The sequence below is a fragment of the Streptomyces sp. NPDC046303 genome (genome assembly GCF_055588085.1).
Map to the genome: position 1 here is coordinate 160,265 of NZ_JBVJFA010000012.1, position 18,079 is coordinate 178,343.

Below are 18,079 nucleotides of genomic sequence, written 5' to 3' on the forward strand. Positions count from 1 at the left end.
GGCGCGGGACCGGCCACGGCCGGTCCCGCGCCCCTCTCCGTCGTTCTCGGCCTGCACGGCCAGGGGCCGCCGGGCGCCTAGGACCAGGCGGCGACGAAGTAGCCGACCCCGTACGGTGCGTCCTCGTACAGCAGGCGCCCGTCGAGCCCGGCGCCCTCGGCGGCGCCCGCCAGCACCTGCCAGGGGGCCCGTCCGGCGGCCAGCAGCTCGGCCGCGAGTTCCGCGTCGAGGGCGGCGAGCGCGGCCGTGTCGGCGGAGCCCAGCGCCCGGGCGGCGGCCGCGTCGAAGGCGGCGGCGCGTTCGTCGAGGTAACCGGGGGCCTTCAGGGTCCGGCAGGCGCTGCCGTCACCCATCACGAGCAGTGCGACGCGCCCCTCGCGCGCCGCCAGCTCCCGGCCGGTCTCCAGGCACCGCCCGGTGTCCAGCGGTTCCGCGACGCCGAGCCCCTCGACGGGGGCGGCCCCCCAGCGTGCGTGGCGCAGCAGCCAGGCGCCCACGGCGAGCGAGGGCGGCAGCGGGCGCCGCCCTCCGTGGCCGTCACCCTCTCGTTCGCCGAGCTGTACGTCGGCCTCGACGCCGAATCCGCGGAAGGTGCCCCGGGCACCCTGCGGGTACGACCCGAGGTGGTCCTGGTCGGCGGCCCCGACCACGACGAGCAGGTCGGGCCGGGAAGCGGCGAGCACCGCGATCGCGTCGGAGCAGGCGGTGCGGGCGTCGCCGAGTTCGGCGGCGGCCCCCGCTGCGACCTCCGGCACGAGCAGCGGCGGGGCGGGACAGACGGCAGCGGCTACGAGCATGATCCGCAGCCTAGCCGCCGCCCGCGGCCTTTGGTCAGTCGATGGCGCAGCCCGAGGTGGCGGCGGGCAGCGGGGCCGGGACGCCCAGGGTCGGGATGCCGAGCATCACTCCGGCGGGCTGGGCCGGAGCGGCGTTGCGCTTCTCCCAGGCGTCGCCGGCGCGGGTGCGGCGCACGTGCTGCGTCGGGCCCTCGGCCAGCAGGTGGTGCGGGGCGGCGTAGGTGATGTCCACGGTGACCACGTCGCCCGGCCGGACCTCCGCGTCCGGCTTCGTGAAGTGGACCAGGCGGTTGTCGGCGGCGCGGCCCGACAGGCGGTGGGTGGCGCCGTCCTTGCGGCCCTCGCCCTCCGCGACCATGACCTCCAGCGTGCGGCCGACCTGCTTCTTGTTCTCCTCCCAGGAGATCTCCTCCTGGAGGGCGACCAGGCGCATGTAGCGGTCCTGCACGACCTCCTTGGGGATCTGCCCCTCCATGTCGGCGGCGGGGGTGCCGGGCCGCTTGGAGTACTGGAAGGTGAAGGCGCTCGCGAAGCGGGCCTCGCGCACCACGTGCATCGTCTGCTGGAAGTCCTCCTCCGTCTCACCGGGGAAGCCCACGATGATGTCGGTGGAGATCGCGGCGTGCGGGATCGCGGCGCGGACCTTCTCGATGATCCCGAGGAAACGCTCCTGCCGGTACGACCGGCGCATCGCCTTGAGGATCGGGTCCGAACCGGACTGCAGGGGCATGTGCAGCTGCGGCATCACGTTGGGGGTCTCGGCCATCGCCGCGATCACGTCGTCCGTGAAGTCGCGCGGGTGCGGCGAGGTGAAGCGGACCCGCTCCAGGCCCTCGATCTGCCCGCAGGCGCGCAGCAGCTTGCTGAAGGCCTCGCGGTCACCGAGGTCGGAGCCGTACGCGTTGACGTTCTGGCCGAGCAGGGTGATCTCGGAGACGCCCTCGGCGACCAGGGCCTCCACCTCGGCGAGGATGTCGCCGGGACGGCGGTCCTCCTCCTTGCCGCGCAGCGCCGGGACGATGCAGAAGGTGCAGGTGTTGTTGCAGCCGACGGAGATCGAGACCCAGGCGGCGTACGCGGACTCGCGGCGGGTCGGCAGCGTCGAGGGGAACGCCTCCAGCGACTCGGCGATCTCGATCTGCGCCTCTTCCTGGATGCGGGCGCGCTCCAGCAGCACGGGCAGCTTGCCGATGTTGTGCGTACCGAAGACGACGTCGACCCAGGGGGCCCGCTCGACGATCGTGTCGCGGTCCTTCTGGGCGAGGCAGCCGCCGACGGCGATCTGCATGCCGGGCCGCTTGGTCTTCATCGGGGCGAGCCGGCCGAGGTTGCCGTACAGCTTGTTGTCGGCGTTCTCGCGGACCGCGCAGGTGTTGAAGACCACGACGTCGGCGTCGCCGTCGGAGCCCTCGGGCGCGCGGACGTAGCCGGCGTCCTCCAGCAGACCGGAGAGCCGCTCGGAGTCGTGCACGTTCATCTGGCACCCGTAGGTGCGCACCTCGTATGTTCCCTTGACGTCCACTGCCGTGCTCCGGTCGCTGCTGCTGGTCATGGAACAAGGGTAGGCGGTACCCGGAGGCCCTCCGGCCGCCGTGGGCGGGAGCGGGCCGCGGGCCCGCGCCGTGACAGGACGGCGGGCGGGTGGCAGGATCGCGCCCATGCCTCACGTACCGCCCCGGATCAGCAGGCGCCACGCCCTGCGGGCCCTGGTGGCCGTACTCGCCCTGCTCGGCGTCCTGGTCTGGTGGCTGAAGCCCTTCGGGGAGCCCGAGCTCAAGGGTGAGCTGACGTTCAGCACGGGCGTCAGGACCGGGGTCTACCACCGCTACGGGGAGCTGCTGGAGCAGCAGCTCCGGCAGGACATGCCCGGGGTGAAGGTCCGGCTGGAGACCAGCGAGGGCTCGCAGCAGAACCTGCAGCGGGTGGCCGCCGGGCAGGCGGACTTCACGGTGTCGACGGCGGACGCGGTGGCCAAGTACCGGCAGGACGGGAAGCCCGGGGCCGACTCCCTGCGCGGCTGCGCCCGGCTCTACGACGACTACGTGCAGCTGGTGGTGCCGGCCGGGTCCCCGGTGCAGTCGGCCCGGGACCTGCGCGGCAAGCGGGTGGCGATCGGCCAGCCGGGTTCCGGGGTGCGGCTGATCTCGGAGCGGCTGCTGACGGCGGCGCTGCTGGATCCGGTGCGGGACATCACCCCGGTGTCCATCGGTATCGACACCATGCCGGCCGAGCTGGAGGCGGGGCGGATCGACGCCTTCTTCTGGTCGGGCGGGCTGCCGACGAACGCGGTGCGCGAGCTGTCGGAGCGGTTCGACATCAGGCTCGTGCAGCTCGGCGACCTGGTGGAGCAGTTGCAGGGGAGCGGGAGCCCGGCGCGCTACTACCGGGCGGCGGTGATGCCGCAGGACGCGTACGCGCGGGCGCGCAACACCAGCGCGGTGGCGACCCTGGCCGTCCCGAACCTGCTGGTGACCACGGAGGGCACGGATCCCGAGCTGACGGAGCGGTTCACGCGGACGGTCATCCTCAGCCGCGACCGCATCGGGCGCGAGGTGCACGCGGCGCAGCTGGTGGACCTGCGGACCGCGATCTACACCGATCCCCTGGACCTGCACGAGGGCGCACGGCGCTACTACCGCTCGGTCAAGCCCTGACCCCGGCCTTCCCGGCGGGCAGGCGCCGCTTCGGACGCGCTGGACGCGCTGGACGTGCTGGACGCGCTCATCCGGCGGTCGGCGGGGCCGTCGGCGTGGCGCTCTGGGGCAGCAGCATGGTGGCCGCGGCGGCCGCGCCGATGAGGCCGGCGTGCGTGCCCAGGCTCGCCGGGACCACCGCCAGCTCCCGTACGAAGGACAGCGTGGCGTAGTCGGCCAGATGGCTGCGGATCGGGGCGAAGAGGGTTTCCCCGGAGGCGGCGACGCCGCCTCCGATGACCGCGATGTCCGTCTCGACCAGGGTCGCGGTGGCCGCGATGGCCGCCGCGAGGGCGCGGCCCGCGCGGTCGAAGGCGGCCCGTGCGACCGGATCGCCGGCCTCGGCGGCCGCGGCCACGCCCGCCGCCGTGGCGTCGCCGCCGGGCACGGCCGGGGTCCAGCCCTGGGCGCGGGCCCAGTCGGCGATGGCGGTGCCCGAGGCGATCGACTCGACGCAGCCGCGGCCGCCGCAGACGCAGGGGTCGCCGTCGAAGGCCACGCTGATGTGGCCGATGTGGCCTGCGTTGCCGGTGGGGCCCGGGTGGAGCTGGTTGTTCAGGACGAGGCCGCCGCCGACGCCCGTCGAGACCACCATGCACAGGGCGTTGGCGTGGCCCCGGGCGGCGCCCAGCCAGTGTTCCGCCGCGGTCATCGCCACGCCGTCACCGACCAGCACGGCCGGTACGGCCGCCCCGCGTGCCGCGAGCTGCGCCGTGATCCGGGCCTGGACGGGGAAGTCCCGCCAGGCCCCGATGTTGACCGGGCTGACCGTCCCCCGTGAGGAGTCCACCGGGCCCGCGCTGCCGATTCCGCAGCGGACCGCCGAAGACCAGAGCGGGTCGCCGGACAGGTCGGTGATGACCTCGGTGACCGCCGCCATCACGGCGTCCGCGTCCCCGCCGCGCGGGGTCGGGCGGCGGGTCGTGGCCGTCATCGTGCCGTCGGGGTGCACCAGCGCCCCGGCGATCTTCGTCCCGCCGATGTCGATCGCCACGGTCGGGCCCGCGGCCGAGGCGCCGGCCCGCGGCGTGGGGAAGGGGGCGGTGGGAGTGGTCACGGTGGCGGCTCCAGGAAGGGGTCAGGATCAGTATGCGCCGCCGGCGGCGCCGTACTCTCGCGGGGCTCCAGCCGCGGCTGCTCGCTCGTGCGCACTGCGGGCGGCCGGCCCGCGAGGACGGCGAGGAGTTCCTCGGCGGCGAGCCGGCCGAAGGCCGCGGTGTCCCGTACGAGCGCGGTGAGCCGCGGGTGGGTGACGCGGCACAGCGCGGAGTCGTCCCAGGCCACCATGGAGAGCCGGCCGGGGACGGGGATGCCCAGTTCGGCGGCGACCGCGATCCCGGCGACGGCCATCACGTCGTTGTCGTAGACGAGCGCGGTGGGGGGAGCGGGCTCCGCGAGGACCCGGCGGGTGGCCGCCGCGCCCGCGGCGTCGGAGTAGTCGGTGACCACGGAGCGGACCCGGTCGGCGCCGAGCCCCCGCAGCGCGGCCTCGGTGCGCAGCGCCTCGATGCGGCGGGCGGTGTGGGCGAGCTCGGGGAGCCCGGCGACGTGGACGATCCGGCGGTGGCCGAGCCCGTGGAGGTGGTCCAGGATCCGGGTCATCGCCCCGGCGTCGTCGGCCCGCACCGAGGAGACGGCGGCCTTGGCCCGGGTGAGGTCCCCCTCGCCCACCATGACCGCGGGCAGGCCCAGCCGGCCGAGCAGTTCCGGGCGCGGATCGTGCGTGCGGGGGTCGACGACGAGCACGCCGTCGACGCGCCGCTCGGCCCACCAGCGGCGGTAGACGGCGCACTCGGCGTCGAGGTCCTCGACGACCTGGAAGAGCAGGGCGGTCCGGGCGGCGGACAGGGCCTCCTGGATGCCGGATACGAGCTGGAGGAAGAAGGACTCGACGCCGAGCGTGTGCGCGGGCCGCGCGAGGACCAGTCCGACGGCTCCGGAGCGTTCGCCGGACAGGGCGCGGGCGGCGCTGTTGGGTTGCCAGCCGAGCTCCTCGGCGACGCGCCGGATCCGGGCACGGGTCTCCTGGGAGACGCCCGGCCGGTCGTTGAGCGCGAAGGACACGGCGCTCTCCGACACCCCGGCGCGGCGGGCGATGTCCTTGATGGTGGGTCTGCGGACCATGCCTGCCTCATCCTTGCGACTTCGGTAAACCCCTGTGCCGCGGACCGAAGGAATACCGTTGCCCATTTCCTTTTGCTTCGCCGCGGCCGGCCCCGGCTAAAGCGCATTAGTTCCCACAGCTTCGGGTGGCCGGAACCTCGCTGTCAACAGGGCTGAAGCGCATAAGTACCCCCGTCCGTGGCCCTGTTGACTTTCCCCGTGCGCAACGGCAGGTTGTGGCTCGCCCGGTGAATTCCTCCAGAACTCCAGGGACGCCCAGTGCACGCAGACGCGCTCCGTTTCGGCGCCAACTACACGCCCGCCCGGGGCTGGTTCCACCACTGGCTGGACTTCGACCTCGACGAGGTCAGGGCCGATCTCGACTCGATCGCCGGACTCGGGCTGGACCACGTCCGGGTGTTCCCGCTGTGGCCGGTGTTCCAGCCGAACCGGACGCTGATCCGGCCGCGCGCGGTGGAGCAGCTCGTCGCGCTCGCCGACGCGGCCGCCGAGCGCGGGCTCGACGTCGCGGTGGACGGGCTGCAAGGGCACCTGTCGAGCTTCGACTTCCTGCCCGCCTGGACCCGGACCTGGCACCGGCGCAGCCTCTTCGCCGACCCGGAGGTGGCCGGCGGCCAGGAGGAATACCTGCGCACGCTGGCCGCGGCCCTGGCGGACCGGCCCAACTTCCTGGGCATGACCGTCGGGAACGAGTTCAACCAGTTCTCCGACGATCCGCACCCCGACCCCGACCGGATCACCCGGGAGCAGGCCGACCGCTGGCTGGAGCGGATGCTCGCCGCCTGTGGGGCGGGCGCGCCCGGCCGGTTCCACCTGCACGCCGCGTACGACGCCGCCTGGTACCGGGACGGGCACCCCTTCACCGCCGCCCAGGCCGCGCGGCTGGGCGCGGCGACCGCCGTGCACTCCTGGGTGTTCAACGGCACCGCGCAGCGCCACGGCCCGGCGGGGACGGCGACCGAGCACCACGCCGCGTACCTGATCGAGCTGTCCAAGGCCTGGGCGCTGGACCCGCACCGCCCGGTGTGGCTCCAGGAGGTCGGCGCGCCCGCCCCGCTGATCGGGCCGGAGCGGGCGGCCGCCTTCACCGAGGCCACCGTTGCCAATGCCCTGGACTGCCCGGACCTGTGGGGCGTGACCTGGTGGTGCTCGCACGACGTCTCCCGGGAGCTGGCGGACTTCCCGGAGCTGGAATACGGCCTCGGCCTGCTCACCAACGACCGCCGTCCCAAGCCCGCCGGAGCCGCCGTCGCCCGGATCGCCGCGGCCTGGCGCGGCCGAGAGCACCGTCCGGCCGTACGGTCCACCGCGCTGGTGGTGGACGTCGGCGGGGCGGAGGCGGCTCCCCGGCGCTCGGTGTGCGCGCCGGGCGGCGCGTTCTTCGAGGCGTGGGCGGCGCTCACCGCGGAAGGGGTCAGGCCCGCGGTGGTGCTGGCCGAGCTCGCCGAGGACCCCGCGCACCTGTCCGCGCGCGGCATCACCGAGGTGCTGCGCGTGCCCGACCTGACGTGACCGACGCCCCATCCGGAGGAGCCGCATGTCCGAGAGCGATGCGTTACGAGACGAAGCGACACCCCACGCCACGATCCGGCCCGCAGCGCTACGCCCCGCAGCGACAAGACCGGACCGGCGCACGGTCCTGGCCGCCGCGACCGCGGTCGGGGCCGCCGCCCTGTCGGCCGTTCCCGCCCCGGCGCCGGCCGCCGCCGCGGAGGCACCGGCGACCGCGGCAGCCCCGCCCGCCGAGGCCGCCCCGCCCGCCGAGGCCACCCCCGCCGACCTGGCCCCGTACGCCTCCTACTGGTTCCCCGACTCCCTCCCCCACGGCGCCCCCGGCCCCGGCATCGTGTGGCGCTCCCTCAAGCGGTGGAGCCCGCAGCGCGATCCCGATCTCGCCCACAACGCCGCGACCGTGCCGCTCGCGCCGCGCTTCACCCCGGTCCCGCCGCACCCGGGCGCCCGCACCGGCCAGGCCCGGATCGCCTCCCTCGTCTCCTTCGGACCCACCGCGCAGAACCCCTCCCAGGGTTCGGCCACCGCCGACTACTACGCGCTGACGCACTGGGCGTACATCGACGAGCTGGTCTTCTGGGGCGGCTCCTCCGGCGAGGGCATCGTGCTCGCCCCGAACGCGCCCGTGGTCGACGCGGCGCACCGCAACGGGGTACGGGTCCTGGGCAACGTGTTCCTGCCGCCCGCGGCCTACGGCGGCGACCTCCGCTGGACCCGCGACCTGGTCCAGCGGGATTCCGTGGGCCGTTTCCCGATCGCCGAGCAGCTGGTGCGGGTGGCGACGGCGTACGGTTTCGACGGCTGGTTCGTCAACGCCGAGACCGAGGGCGGGGACAGCGAACTCGCTTCCCTGATGCGGCGGTTCCTGCGCGCGCTGCGGACGGCCGGCGAACCGCACGGGCTGCGCATCACGTGGTACGACGCCATGAACACCACCGGTCGGGTCGGCTGGCAGGGCGCGCTCAACGAGCTGAACCAGGAGTTCTTCGAGGACCGGGCCGGCCGGGTCGCGGACACGATGTTCGTGGACTTCCGCTGGACCCCGCAGACCCTGGCCGCGTCCGGGGCGCTCGCGGACCGGCTGGGCCGTTCCCGCCACGAGCTGTGGGCGGCCGTGGACACCGAGTCCCACGGCTGGAACTCAGCCGTCCGCTGGGACGCGATCATCCCGCGCGCACGCGACCACGTCGTCAGTTACGGCTTCTACCGGCCCGAGTGGACCCGCAACCACCTCACCGACCGCTCCCCCGGCGCCTTCCACCGCGCCGACGACCGGTTCTGGACGGGCGCGTCCCTCGATCCGTCCCGCCCGGCGCCCGAGGACACCTGGCGGGCCCCGGCCACGGCCGTCGCCGACCGGTCCACGGTCGCCGCGCTGCCCTTCGCCTGTTCCTTCAACACCGGGCACGGGGAGCGCTGGTACGAGGACGGCGAGGTCGTCTCCGACACCCCGTGGAACCATCTGGGGCTCCAGGACCGGCTGCCGGGCCGCCGCTGGGTCGTGGACACCGCCGGGCAGCGGCCCGCCGTGACCCTGGACTTCGCGCGTGCCTGGCGCGGCGGCTCCAGCCTGCTCGTCGCCGGTCACCTCTCCGCCGCGGCCGCCGTCGGGCTGCACGCGACGCGCCTTCCCCTGAGCCGTTCCACGGTCCTCGAGCTGGTGCACGCGACCGAGTCCGGCCCGGTGGCCGTGGAGGTCGGGGTGGCCGTGCGCGAGCCGGCGGCTCCGGGCGAGCCGGTCCCGTACACCTGGCTCCGTGCGGAGACCCTCGGCGGCGGGCGGGCCTGGCGCCGGACCCGGGTCGGGCTGTCGGCCCTGGCGGGGAAGACCGCATACGGACTTGCCGTACGGATCACGGGTCTCGGGAAGACGGCCGTGGCGTGGCGGCTCGGGTCCTTGTCGGTACGCGACACCGCCGCCGGTCGGCGCCCGGCGTCTCCTGCCGCCCTGACCGTGGACGCCTCGGCCCGCCACGAGGACCAGGCCCGGCTGCGCCTGTCGTGGCGACGGGCGGCCGGTCCGGTCCGGCACTACACGGTGTCCCGGGTCCTGCCCGGCGGCATCCGCCGCTTCCTCGGCGGCACCTGCGGCGCCGCCCTGTACCTGCCTGCCGTCCGGCGGGCGGGCCGGGAGCGGGCGGCGGTCTTCGAGGTGCGGGCCGTGGACGAGCTGTATGCGGCCTCCGCCCCGGCCCGCACCACGATGACCTGGTAGGAGCCGCGGCTCAGGACGTGTGCGGGTCGGTGCGCGGTACCGCCACCGTCACCCGCAGCCCGTGCGGAGGGTTCTTCTCGTACGAGAGGGACCCGCCGCCCGCGGCGAGCAGGGCCCGGGAGATCGACAGGCCGAGCCCGGAGCCCTTGATGTTCTGGTGCCGTCCGCTGCGCCAGAACCGGTCGCCGATGCGGAGCAGCTCGTCCTCGGTCAGGCCGGGGCCGCGGTCGGCGACGACCACGCGGACGGTGCGCTCGAAGACGGAGACCGACACCTCGACTTCCTCACCCGTCGGGGTGAATTTCAGCGCGTTGTCGATGACGGCGTCGAGCGCGCTGGACAGGGCGATGGGGTCGGCCCAGCCGGTGACGGCGGACCGGCCCGTCCCGGTGAGCCGTACGCCCTTCTCCTCGGCGTACGGGCGCCAGGCGGCGACCCGCTCGGCGGCCAGCGCCCCGATGTCGGTGAGGCTGATCTCGGCGGAGGCGTGCTCGGCCAGCGCCAGGTCCAGCAGGTCGTCCAGGACCTGGGTCAGGCGCTTGCCCTCGGCGCGTACGGAGGCGATCTCCTCGTTTCCCTCGGGGAGTTCGAGGGCGAGCAGCTCGATCCGCAGGAGCAGCGCGGCGAGCGGGTTGCGCAGCTGGTGGGAGGCGTCCGCGACGAACGCCCGCTGCTGCTCCAGTACCTCTTCGACGTTGTCGGCCATCTCGTTGAACGAATGGGCCAGGCGCTGGAGTTCCGGCGGCCCGCCGGCGGCCGCGACCCGCGAGTTCATCCGTCCGGTGGCGATGCCGTGGGCGGCCGCGTCCAGGGTCTGCACGGGCTTGAGGACCCAGCTGGTGAGGCGCAGCGCGGCGCCGAAGGCCACCAGCATGGCGGCGGCGAGCCCGCCCGCGATGAGCAGCCAGCCGCGCAGGATCCGGCCCCGCATCAGGTCGGTGGGCGATTCGGTGGCGACGACGGCGACCACGTCCCCGTCGAGGACCACCGGAGAGGCGACGAGGAGTCTGCCGTCGGTCTGCCAGGGCCAGACCTGGCCGGGATCGTGGCTGCGCCGCCCGGCCAGTGCCTCCTGGAAGGCGCGGCGGCCCTCACCGGACTCGGGGAGCTGCCACCAGCCGGGGGCCCGGGCCATGGCGTTGTCGTCGCGGTAGAAGATGCCGACGCGGATGCCGTACAGCTCCTGGTAGCGAGCGAGTTCGTGCTGGAGGGTCGCGATGCGCTCGTCGGCGCCGCTGGATCCGGAGCCCTCGGCGTTGACGACGAACTGGGCCAGGGCGGCGAAGCGGGCACTGTCGTCGATGCGGTCGACGACCACCCGCTGCTGCTGTCCGGCGGCCAGGCTGACGGCGAGCGGGAAGCCGAGCGCGAGGAGCGTGCCCGCCATCAGGATGACGAGCAGGGGGAGCAGCCTGGCGCGCACGGAGCCCGTTCCTCAGGGAGCGGTCGGGGCGACGAGCCGGTAGCCCACCCCGCGGACGGTCTCGATGAGTGCGGGCATGCGCAGCTTGGAGCGCAGCGAGGCGACGTGGACCTCCAGCGTGCGCCCCGTCCCCTCCCAGCTGGTGCGCCACACCTCGCTGATGATCTGCTCGCGGCGGAAGACGACACCGGGCCGCTGCGCGAGCAGGGCCAGCAGGTCGAACTCCTTGCGGGTGAGCGGCACATCGGTGCCGTCCACACTGACCCGGCGGTTGGGCAGCTCGATGCTGACGGAGCCGAGCCGGACCGTGGTTGGCGCCCCGGTGCCGGTGGCGGCGGCCTCCTCGGAGGCGCCGGTGCGCCGGGCGACCGCGTGGATGCGGGCCAGGAGTTCACCGGTGTCGTAGGGCTTGACGACGTAGTCGTCGGCGCCCATGTTCAGGCCGTGGATGCGGGAGCGCACGTCGGCCCGCGCGGTGACCATGATGACGGGCGTGGCGGTGCGCTTGCGGATCTTGCCGCACACCTCGTAGCCGTCCTGGTCGGGCAGTCCCAGGTCGAGCAGGACGACACCGAAGGGCGGGGCTCCGGCGGGCAGCAGGGCCTGGAGGGCCTCTTCGCCGTTGCGGGCATGGGTGACCTGGAAGCCGTGCCGGGTGAGGATCGCGGACAGGGCGGCGGCGACGTGGTCGTCGTCCTCGACGAGCAGCAGTCTCATGTCGTCCCCCTCTCCTCTTGTCGTCTTTTCGGTGTTCGGCTTGTGTTCAGGGCCACCTTGCATCCACGCTGATGAAGACTCCCACGTCAAGGGGGTTCCGGCCCGGCGCGCCATCCGTTATCCACCCGGTACGAGGGGATTCGGCGGGGCGCACGGAGCGTATCCGAGCGAGGCCGGATCGTTATGCTCAATTCTCCCTCAGATGTGATGACGGTGTGGACAGCACGTCACTACTGTCCTCCCAACCGAGGAGGACGGAGCTAGAGGCCGATGAGCGGAGTATCAGTGACCAAGGATGTTCAGGACGCGGCCGGTGCCGCGGACGACCTGGTCGTACTGAGCAACGTCAACAAGCACTTCGGCGCGCTGCACGTGCTTCAGGACATCGATCTGAGCATTGCCCGCGGTGAGGTCGTCGTGGTGATCGGTCCTTCGGGATCGGGCAAGTCCACGCTGTGCCGGACGATCAACCGGCTGGAAACCATCGACTCGGGCACCATCACGCTCGACGGCAAGGAGCTGCCCTCGGAGGGCAGGGAACTCGCCCGGCTGCGCGCCGACGTCGGCATGGTGTTCCAGTCGTTCAACCTCTTCGCGCACAAGACGGTGCTCCAGAACGTCATGCTGGGCCAGCTCAAGGTCCGCAAGACGGACCAGGCGGCCGCCCATGCGAAGGCCGTGGCCCTGCTGGACCGGGTGGGTGTCGGCTCGCAGGCCGACAAGTACCCGGCGCAGCTCTCCGGCGGCCAGCAGCAGCGCGTGGCGATCGCCCGTGCGCTGGCGATGGAGCCGAAGGTGATGCTGTTCGACGAGCCGACCTCGGCGCTCGACCCGGAGATGATCAACGAGGTGCTGGAGGTCATGCAGCAGCTCGCCCGTGAGGGGATGACCATGGTGGTCGTCACGCACGAGATGGGCTTCGCCCGCTCTGCGGCCAATCGGGTCGTCTTCATGGCCGACGGAAAGATCGTCGAAGAGGCCGCGCCCGAGCAGTTCTTCAGCAACCCGCGCAGTGACCGCGCCAAGGACTTCCTGTCGAAGATCCTGCACCACTGAGGGTCTCGTCTGGTAGTCATCCGTATGCGGATCACCGCCCAGGGGGTCCCCCCGGACGAAGTCTGGGGGAGGTTCCTGTCGGCCGTGCGTGCGCCGTCAGCGTCGCTCGTCGTTCAACAACGTCTCATCCGAGGGAAGTTCACCATGAAGGTTTTCAAGGCCGGTGCGGCCGCGGCCGTCGCCGTTGCTCTTGCCCTGACCGCTACCGCGTGTGGCGGCAACAGTGACAAGACCACCGACACCGGTGCCACCGGTGGCGGCAAGGACAAGATCGTCATCGGCATCAAGTTCGACCAGCCGGGTCTCGGTCTGAAGACCCCGGACGGCAAGTACACGGGCTTCGACGTCGACGTCGCCACGTACGTGGCCAAGGAGCTCGGCTACGAGCCGAACCAGATCGAGTTCAAGCAGGCCATCAGCTCCGAGCGCGAGAACCTGATCGCCAACGGCGACGTGAAGTTCATCGTCGCGACCTACTCGATCAACGACAAGCGCAAGGAGAAGGTCGACTTCGCCGGCCCGTACTTCCTCGCGCACCAGGACCTGCTGGTCCGTGCCGACGACACGTCCATCACCAAGGCCGAGGACCTGAACAAGAAGAAGCTCTGCTCGGTCACCGGCTCCACCTCGGCGCAGAACGTCAAGACGAAGCTGGCCCCCGAGGCCGACCTTCTTGAGCAGGGCGGCTACTCCGAGTGCCTCACCGGCCTGGAGAACAAGAAGGTCGACGCCCTGACCACGGACGACTCGATCCTGGCCGGCTACGCCGCGCAGGACAAGAACAAGGGCAAGTTCAAGCTGGTCGGGCTGAGCCTGAGCAACGAGAACTACGGCATCGGCCTGAAGAAGGGCGACACCGAGCTCCAGACCAAGATCAACGCCGCACTGAAGAAGATGGTCGCGGACGGCTCTTGGGAGGCGGCCGTGAAGAAGAACCTCGGCCCGGCCAACTACAAGAACGAGCCTGCCCCGCAGATCACCGAAGGCAGCTGATTCATCGGTGAGGTGCGTCGCCGCCCGCCTGCCACGGGCGGCGGCGCACCTCACCGGCCATCCTGGGGAGAGCGCAGGGCATCGTGTTCGATTTTCTTGAGTCCGGGCAGTACGACCTGCTCGGAGCCTTCTGGGTGACGGTTCAGCTCACCCTCTACTCGGCGGCCGGATCCCTGATCTGGGGCACCGTCCTGGTCGGGATGCGGGTCAGCCCGGTCCCGCTGCTGCGGGGCTTCGGTACCGTATACGTCAACGCGGTGCGCAACACCCCGCTGACCGTGGTGATCATCGCCTGCTCGCTGGGCCTCAGTCAGACCCTCGGCATCGACCTGGGCGGAACCACCTTCAAGGAGACCGGCTTCCGGCTCGCGGTCCTCGGGCTGACGGCCTACACCGGCACCTTTGTCTGCGAGGCCTTGCGCTCCGGTATCAACACCGTGCCCGTCGGCCAGGCCGAGGCAGCCCGCGCTCTGGGACTGAGCTTCTTCCAGGTGCTCACCCTGATCGTGCTCCCCCAGGCCTTCCGGGCGGTCATCGCACCGCTCACCAACGTACTGATCGCCCTCACCAAGAACACCACGGTGGCGGCGGCCATCGGCGTGGCCGAGGCGGCCCTGCTGATGAAGGAAATGGTCGAGAACGAGGCCGACGCGCTCTTCGCGGTCTTCGGGGTCTTTGCCCTCGGCTTCCTCGTGCTGACCCTGCCCACCGGCCTGATTCTGGGCTGGGTGGCCAAGCGAGTGGCGGTGAAGCGATGACCTCCGTGCTGTACGACGCACCGGGCCCCAAGGCCAAGGGGCGCAACTGGCTCTACAGCGGCATCTTCGTCGTGCTGTTCGGCCTCGTCCTGTGGTGGGCGCTGTCCCTCATGGCCGAGAACAACCAGCTCGACGCCGAGAAGTGGAGCCCCTTCGTCACCGACGGCCAGATCTGGTCCACCTTCCTGATCCCCGGCCTGCTGGAGACCCTCAAGGCCGGCGCGATCGCCATGGTGATCGCCCTCCCCCTGGGCGCCCTGCTCGGTATCGGCCGACTGTCCGACCATGCCTGGGTGCGGATCCCTGTCGGCGCCGTCGTCGAATTCTTCCGCGCCATCCCGGTGCTGATGCTGATGCTGTTCGGCTTCGCCTTCTACGTGCAGTTCACGGGCGTCTCCTCCGACCAGCGTCCGCTGTACGCGGTGGTCACCGGCCTGGTCCTGTACAACGCGGCCGTCATCGCCGAGATCGTCCGGGCGGGTGTGCTGTCGCTGCCCTCCGGCCAGACCGACGCGGCCAAGGCGATCGGCATGCGCAAGGGCCAGACCATGGCCTACGTGCTGATCCCGCAGGCCGTCACGGCGATGCTGCCGGCGCTGGTCAGCCAGCTCGTGGTGATCCTGAAGGACACCGCACTGGGCGGCGCGGTGCTGGGCCTCGGCGAGCTGATGTCGATGAACCGGCAGATCTCCGCGAACTACAGCAACACCATCGCGACGCTCGTCGTGATCGCGCTGATCTACATCGTGGTGAACTTCGCCCTCACCACCTTCGCCTCCTGGCTCGAGGGCCGGCTGCGGAAGTCGAAGAAGGGCACCGGCGCGGTCGTCGCCGGTGACGTGGCCGAGGTCGACGCGGGCGGCGCCGCCGGCGTGGGCGAGGCTCCCTGACACCGGGTCAGTACACTGGCGTGACACGTGTGGTGCGGCGGAACTCTTTCCGCCGCACCACACGGCTTTGCCACGGCCTGCGTCACTTGACGCAGGCACCTCCAGTGGGTTGCATACGTTCTGTGATCACATACCGGACATCGGGAGCCGCGTCATGGACCCGGTGATCGTCGTCGGCGCGGGGCCCGTCGGGCTGTCCCTGGCCCTCGCCCTGGCCGGCCAGGGCGTGCCCTCCGTCGTGCTCGACGAAGGGCCCGGCAAGGACGAGCCGCGCCCGGCGCGTACGGTCGTCCTGCACGCCGACACCGCGGCCATGGTGCACCGGCTGGGCTGCAGGACGCTGCGCGACGAGGGGGCGTACTTCGCGGCCTGGCGCACCATGCGCCGCAGCCGTCCCGCCCAGCGGATCACCTTCGATGACGGCCCCGCCCCTCTGCACCTGCCGCAGCACGCCCTGGCGCGCGGGCTGCGGGACGCCGCCACCGCGCACCCGCTCGTCCAGCTGGTCACCGAGAGCCGGCTGGATTCCGTGGAGCAGGACCGCCACGGGGTCACCGCGCACACCCAGGGCGCCGAGACCACGTGGTGGCGCGGCAGTTACCTGGTCGGCTGCGACGGCGCCCGGTCCACCGTGCGCAAGCTGCTCGGCATCCGCTTTCCCGGCCGCACCGCCGTGGAGCGGCACGCCGTGGCCGCCCTGCGCACCGAATTGCCCTGGCCCGGCGAGGCCCTGCTGCACCGCAATCCGCCTCAGGAGGTCACCTCGCGGCCGCTGCCCGACGGGGTGTGGCGGCTGGACTGGCTGCTCCCGGCCCGCGGCGAACTCGTCACTCCCGATGCGCTGGTGACCCTCGTACGGGACACCCTCGCGGTGTGGTGCGGGGGCTCGACTCCCCCGTACGACCTCCTCGACACCGGGGTCCACACGCTGCACCACCGGCTCGCGCGGCGCTGGCGCGACGGCCGCGCCTTCCTCGCCGGGGACGCCGCCCACCTGCTGGGCGCCCTCGGCACCCAGGGGGTCGAGGAAGGACTCCGGGACGCGGAGAACCTGGCGTGGAAGCTGTCGCTGGCCTGGCACCAGGGAGCCTCCGAGGCGCTGCTCGACAGCTACGAGGGGGAACGGCGCACGGCGGTCGCCGCACGGTTGCGCGCCGCCGATCAGGCGATGCCGGCGCTGCGGTCCGGGGGCGCCCTGCGCACCTACCTGCCCGGTTCCGCGCGGTCCGCCGAGTCCCTCCTGACCGACGGTCACCTCGGTCGGGGGCCGCTGGGCGCGGCGCCGTCGTACGCCCCTCCGGTGGCCGTACGGGAGGTCCCGACGGCCACGGAACCGGGCGGTCCGGTGGCGAACGTGCCGGTGACCGCTCCCGACGGGTCGACCGTGCCGCTGCGGGACCTGCTGGGGCAGGGCCGGCTGCTGGTGGTCCTGGTCGCGCCGGGCACGGGGGTCTGGGACCGGCGCCACTGGCTGGGTGCCGGGCTGATGCCGCGTCTGGCGGCCGCGGTCAGCGCGCTGCCCGTCCGCACCGATCTGCTGGTCGCGGACGGCTATCCGGGGGCCCCGGCGCACACCGTCCTGCTGGTCCGGCCGGACGGGCACCTGGCGGCGACCTTCGCGGGGGTGCGTCCGGCGGAGCTGTACGAGGCGGCGGACGCGGTCCGGGCGGGCGCGCCCGCGGCCCGGGTGCCGGCGCCGTCCGCCGCCACGCCGCCGGCCGTGGTGATCGATTGACCCGCTCGCGGCGGTCGTGGTTCACTCGCGGACATGACCGGCCATGACGTACGCCTGTGGCGGAGGGTCCATATGGACTTGCTCCGCTACGCGGGCTGCGTGTGTCGTCCTTCCTGCTGATTCGCCCTTCCCTCCGCGCGCCCCGTGCCGTCACCGGCCTGCGCGCACTTCCGCGAACCCAGGAACGGTCCCTCTTTCATGTCTGCACCCTCTGCGCAGCCGGTATCCGCGTACACCTCCGAGCCCGTGCCGGCCGGCGGCCCGACGGCCGCCGAGCTCCTCCGCTTCGCCTTGCACACCGCCACCGATCCCGAGGTCGTGTCCTCGCTGCCGCTCGACCCGGAGGGCCGCACCTGGGTCCGGCTGGACGGGCCGTCCGGCAGTGAGGCGTGGCTGATCGGCTGGCCGCCGGGGACGGGCACCGGCTGGCACGACCACGCCGAGTCGCGGGGGGCGTTCGCCACCGCCCGCGGCCGGCTCACCGAGCACGCGCTGGCCGTACGGCTGCCCGCGGAGGGCTGGCAGTCGCTGGAGCTCGCGCCCGGAGTGGACCGCAGCCGCAGCCTGGGCGCGGGCACCGGGCGGGCGTTCGGGGAGCACCACGTACACGAGGTCTTCAACGCATCCGGGGCGGAGCACGCGGTCTCGGTCCACGTGTACTACCCGCCGCTTCCCCTGATCCGGCGGTACAGCCGCAGCGGCCCCGTCCTCACCCTGGAGCACGTCGAGCGTCCGGCGGACTGGCAGTGAGCGCGCCGACCGGCATCGACGAGCTGCTGGAGCGGGTCCGCTCGGGCTACACCCGCGTCGGCCCGCACGAGGCGTACGCCGTGTCCCGTGCCGGGGCCCTGCTGGTGGACATCCGCTACCAGGCCCTGCGGGACCGGGACGGTCTGATCCCGGGTGCGCTGGTGGTGGAGCGCAACGAACTGGAGTGGCGCTTGGACCCCTTGAGCAGCCATCGCGTCCCCGAGGCCGACAGCCATGACCTCCAGGTGGTGGTGATCTGCAACGAGGGGTACGCCTCCAGCCTCGCCGCGGCCTCCCTGCACACCCTGGGCCTGCACCGCGCGACGGACCTGACCGGCGGCTTCCAGGCCTGGAAGGCGGCGGGCCTCCCGGTGACCGACCCGTCCTGACCGAGTCCTGATCCCCGCCCTGACCGA

General features: G+C 72.7%; 17 protein-coding genes. 11 read left to right on the top strand and 6 right to left on the bottom strand.

Going from position 1 to position 18,079, the window contains the following annotated elements:
- Positions 1–77 precede the first annotated feature (77 nt).
- Together ACZ6I1_RS15195 and miaB are read right to left on the bottom strand one after the other, a co-directional pair.
- Positions 78–797: a class III extradiol dioxygenase subunit B-like domain-containing protein gene (locus ACZ6I1_RS15195; protein WP_469287238.1), complete on the bottom strand. Its 720-nt coding sequence runs from the start codon at positions 795–797 to the stop codon at positions 78–80.
- Between the two features lie 34 nt (positions 798–831).
- Positions 832–2,349, bottom strand: a complete 1,518-nt coding sequence (gene miaB, locus ACZ6I1_RS15200; protein ID WP_469287240.1) for a tRNA (N6-isopentenyl adenosine(37)-C2)-methylthiotransferase MiaB — start codon at positions 2,347–2,349, stop codon at positions 832–834.
- 106 nt (positions 2,350–2,455) lie between these two features.
- Between miaB and ACZ6I1_RS15205 the strand changes: the two genes are divergently transcribed.
- Positions 2,456–3,451 carry a TAXI family TRAP transporter solute-binding subunit gene (locus ACZ6I1_RS15205; RefSeq protein ID WP_469287242.1) on the top strand — a complete coding sequence of 332 codons (996 nt, stop codon included), beginning with the start codon at positions 2,456–2,458 and terminating at the stop codon, positions 3,449–3,451.
- Between the two features lie 67 nt (positions 3,452–3,518).
- Here the strand turns inward: ACZ6I1_RS15205 and ACZ6I1_RS15210 are convergent, their stop codons facing one another.
- Both ACZ6I1_RS15210 and ACZ6I1_RS15215 read right to left on the bottom strand, forming a co-directional pair.
- Positions 3,519–4,484, bottom strand: a complete 966-nt coding sequence (locus tag ACZ6I1_RS15210; protein WP_469287317.1) for an ROK family protein — start codon at positions 4,482–4,484, stop codon at positions 3,519–3,521.
- A 59-nt stretch (positions 4,485–4,543) separates the two neighbouring features.
- A complete protein-coding gene (locus ACZ6I1_RS15215; protein WP_469287244.1) occupies positions 4,544–5,614 on the bottom strand; it encodes a LacI family DNA-binding transcriptional regulator in 1,071 nt (356 codons plus the stop codon).
- Between the two features lie 258 nt (positions 5,615–5,872).
- Here ACZ6I1_RS15215 and ACZ6I1_RS15220 point away from each other — a divergent pair, with 258 nt between their 5' ends.
- Both ACZ6I1_RS15220 and ACZ6I1_RS15225 read left to right on the top strand, forming a co-directional pair.
- Positions 5,873–7,126, top strand: a complete 1,254-nt coding sequence (locus ACZ6I1_RS15220; protein WP_469287246.1) for a glycoside hydrolase 5 family protein — start codon at positions 5,873–5,875, stop codon at positions 7,124–7,126.
- A 25-nt stretch (positions 7,127–7,151) separates the two neighbouring features.
- Positions 7,152–9,341: an endo-beta-N-acetylglucosaminidase gene (locus ACZ6I1_RS15225; protein WP_469287248.1), complete on the top strand. Its 2,190-nt coding sequence runs from the start codon at positions 7,152–7,154 to the stop codon at positions 9,339–9,341.
- Positions 9,342–9,351: 10 nt separating this feature from the next.
- Here the strand turns inward: ACZ6I1_RS15225 and ACZ6I1_RS15230 are convergent, their stop codons facing one another.
- Positions 9,352–10,764: a sensor histidine kinase gene (locus ACZ6I1_RS15230; protein WP_469287251.1), complete on the bottom strand. Its 1,413-nt coding sequence runs from the start codon at positions 10,762–10,764 to the stop codon at positions 9,352–9,354.
- 12 nt (positions 10,765–10,776) lie between these two features.
- Positions 10,777–11,481 carry a response regulator transcription factor gene (locus ACZ6I1_RS15235; protein WP_469287253.1) on the bottom strand — a complete coding sequence of 235 codons (705 nt, stop codon included), beginning with the start codon at positions 11,479–11,481 and terminating at the stop codon, positions 10,777–10,779.
- Between the two features lie 270 nt (positions 11,482–11,751).
- Between ACZ6I1_RS15235 and ACZ6I1_RS15240 the strand changes: the two genes are divergently transcribed.
- From ACZ6I1_RS15240 to ACZ6I1_RS15275, 8 genes are all read left to right on the top strand, one after another.
- A complete protein-coding gene (locus ACZ6I1_RS15240; RefSeq protein ID WP_384215979.1) occupies positions 11,752–12,537 on the top strand; it encodes an amino acid ABC transporter ATP-binding protein in 786 nt (261 codons plus the stop codon).
- Positions 12,538–12,681: 144 nt separating this feature from the next.
- Positions 12,682–13,530: a glutamate ABC transporter substrate-binding protein gene (locus ACZ6I1_RS15245; protein WP_469287255.1), complete on the top strand. Its 849-nt coding sequence runs from the start codon at positions 12,682–12,684 to the stop codon at positions 13,528–13,530.
- A gap of 83 nt (positions 13,531–13,613) precedes the next feature.
- Positions 13,614–14,288, top strand: coding sequence for an amino acid ABC transporter permease (locus ACZ6I1_RS15250; protein WP_469287257.1), 675 nt, complete (start codon positions 13,614–13,616; stop codon positions 14,286–14,288).
- Positions 14,285–15,178, top strand: coding sequence for an amino acid ABC transporter permease (locus ACZ6I1_RS15255; RefSeq protein WP_469287259.1), 894 nt, complete (start codon positions 14,285–14,287; stop codon positions 15,176–15,178). Before ACZ6I1_RS15250 ends, ACZ6I1_RS15255 begins: the two co-directional genes overlap by 4 nt.
- A 154-nt stretch (positions 15,179–15,332) precedes the next feature.
- A complete protein-coding gene (locus tag ACZ6I1_RS15260; RefSeq protein ID WP_469287261.1) occupies positions 15,333–16,913 on the top strand; it encodes an FAD-dependent monooxygenase in 1,581 nt (526 codons plus the stop codon).
- A gap of 33 nt (positions 16,914–16,946) precedes the next feature.
- Positions 16,947–17,033 carry a putative leader peptide gene (locus ACZ6I1_RS15265; protein ID WP_351045220.1) on the top strand — a complete coding sequence of 29 codons (87 nt, stop codon included), beginning with the start codon at positions 16,947–16,949 and terminating at the stop codon, positions 17,031–17,033.
- Positions 17,034–17,111: 78 nt separating this feature from the next.
- The gene (locus tag ACZ6I1_RS15270) at positions 17,112–17,663 is read left to right on the top strand and encodes a cupin domain-containing protein (RefSeq protein ID WP_469287262.1); all 552 of its coding nucleotides are present in this window, start codon (positions 17,112–17,114) and stop codon (positions 17,661–17,663) included.
- Entirely contained in the window at positions 17,660–18,052 is a 393-nt protein-coding gene (locus ACZ6I1_RS15275; protein ID WP_469287264.1) for a rhodanese-like domain-containing protein, read from the top strand. The genes ACZ6I1_RS15270 and ACZ6I1_RS15275 overlap by 4 nt, the downstream gene beginning before the upstream one ends.
- Positions 18,053–18,079 lie beyond the last annotated feature (27 nt).

What these genes read in the sequence shown, in the direction of transcription:
- ACZ6I1_RS15195 (WP_469287238.1), bottom strand. Translation starts at nt 797, where the DNA reads ATGCTCGTAGCCGCTGCCGTCTGTCCCGCCCCGCCGCTGCTCGTGCCG.
- miaB (WP_469287240.1), bottom strand. Translation starts at nt 2,349, where the DNA reads ATGACCAGCAGCAGCGACCGGAGCACGGCAGTGGACGTCAAGGGAACA.
- ACZ6I1_RS15205 (WP_469287242.1), top strand. Translation starts at nt 2,456, where the DNA reads ATGCCTCACGTACCGCCCCGGATCAGCAGGCGCCACGCCCTGCGGGCC.
- ACZ6I1_RS15215 (WP_469287244.1), bottom strand. Translation starts at nt 5,614, where the DNA reads ATGGTCCGCAGACCCACCATCAAGGACATCGCCCGCCGCGCCGGGGTG.
- ACZ6I1_RS15225 (WP_469287248.1), top strand. Translation starts at nt 7,152, where the DNA reads ATGTCCGAGAGCGATGCGTTACGAGACGAAGCGACACCCCACGCCACG.
- ACZ6I1_RS15235 (WP_469287253.1), bottom strand. Translation starts at nt 11,481, where the DNA reads ATGAGACTGCTGCTCGTCGAGGACGACGACCACGTCGCCGCCGCCCTG.
- ACZ6I1_RS15240 (WP_384215979.1), top strand. Translation starts at nt 11,752, where the DNA reads ATGAGCGGAGTATCAGTGACCAAGGATGTTCAGGACGCGGCCGGTGCC.
- ACZ6I1_RS15245 (WP_469287255.1), top strand. Translation starts at nt 12,682, where the DNA reads ATGAAGGTTTTCAAGGCCGGTGCGGCCGCGGCCGTCGCCGTTGCTCTT.
- ACZ6I1_RS15255 (WP_469287259.1), top strand. Translation starts at nt 14,285, where the DNA reads ATGACCTCCGTGCTGTACGACGCACCGGGCCCCAAGGCCAAGGGGCGC.
- ACZ6I1_RS15260 (WP_469287261.1), top strand. Translation starts at nt 15,333, where the DNA reads ATGGACCCGGTGATCGTCGTCGGCGCGGGGCCCGTCGGGCTGTCCCTG.
- ACZ6I1_RS15265 (WP_351045220.1), top strand. Translation starts at nt 16,947, where the DNA reads ATGACCGGCCATGACGTACGCCTGTGGCGGAGGGTCCATATGGACTTG.
- ACZ6I1_RS15270 (WP_469287262.1), top strand. Translation starts at nt 17,112, where the DNA reads ATGTCTGCACCCTCTGCGCAGCCGGTATCCGCGTACACCTCCGAGCCC.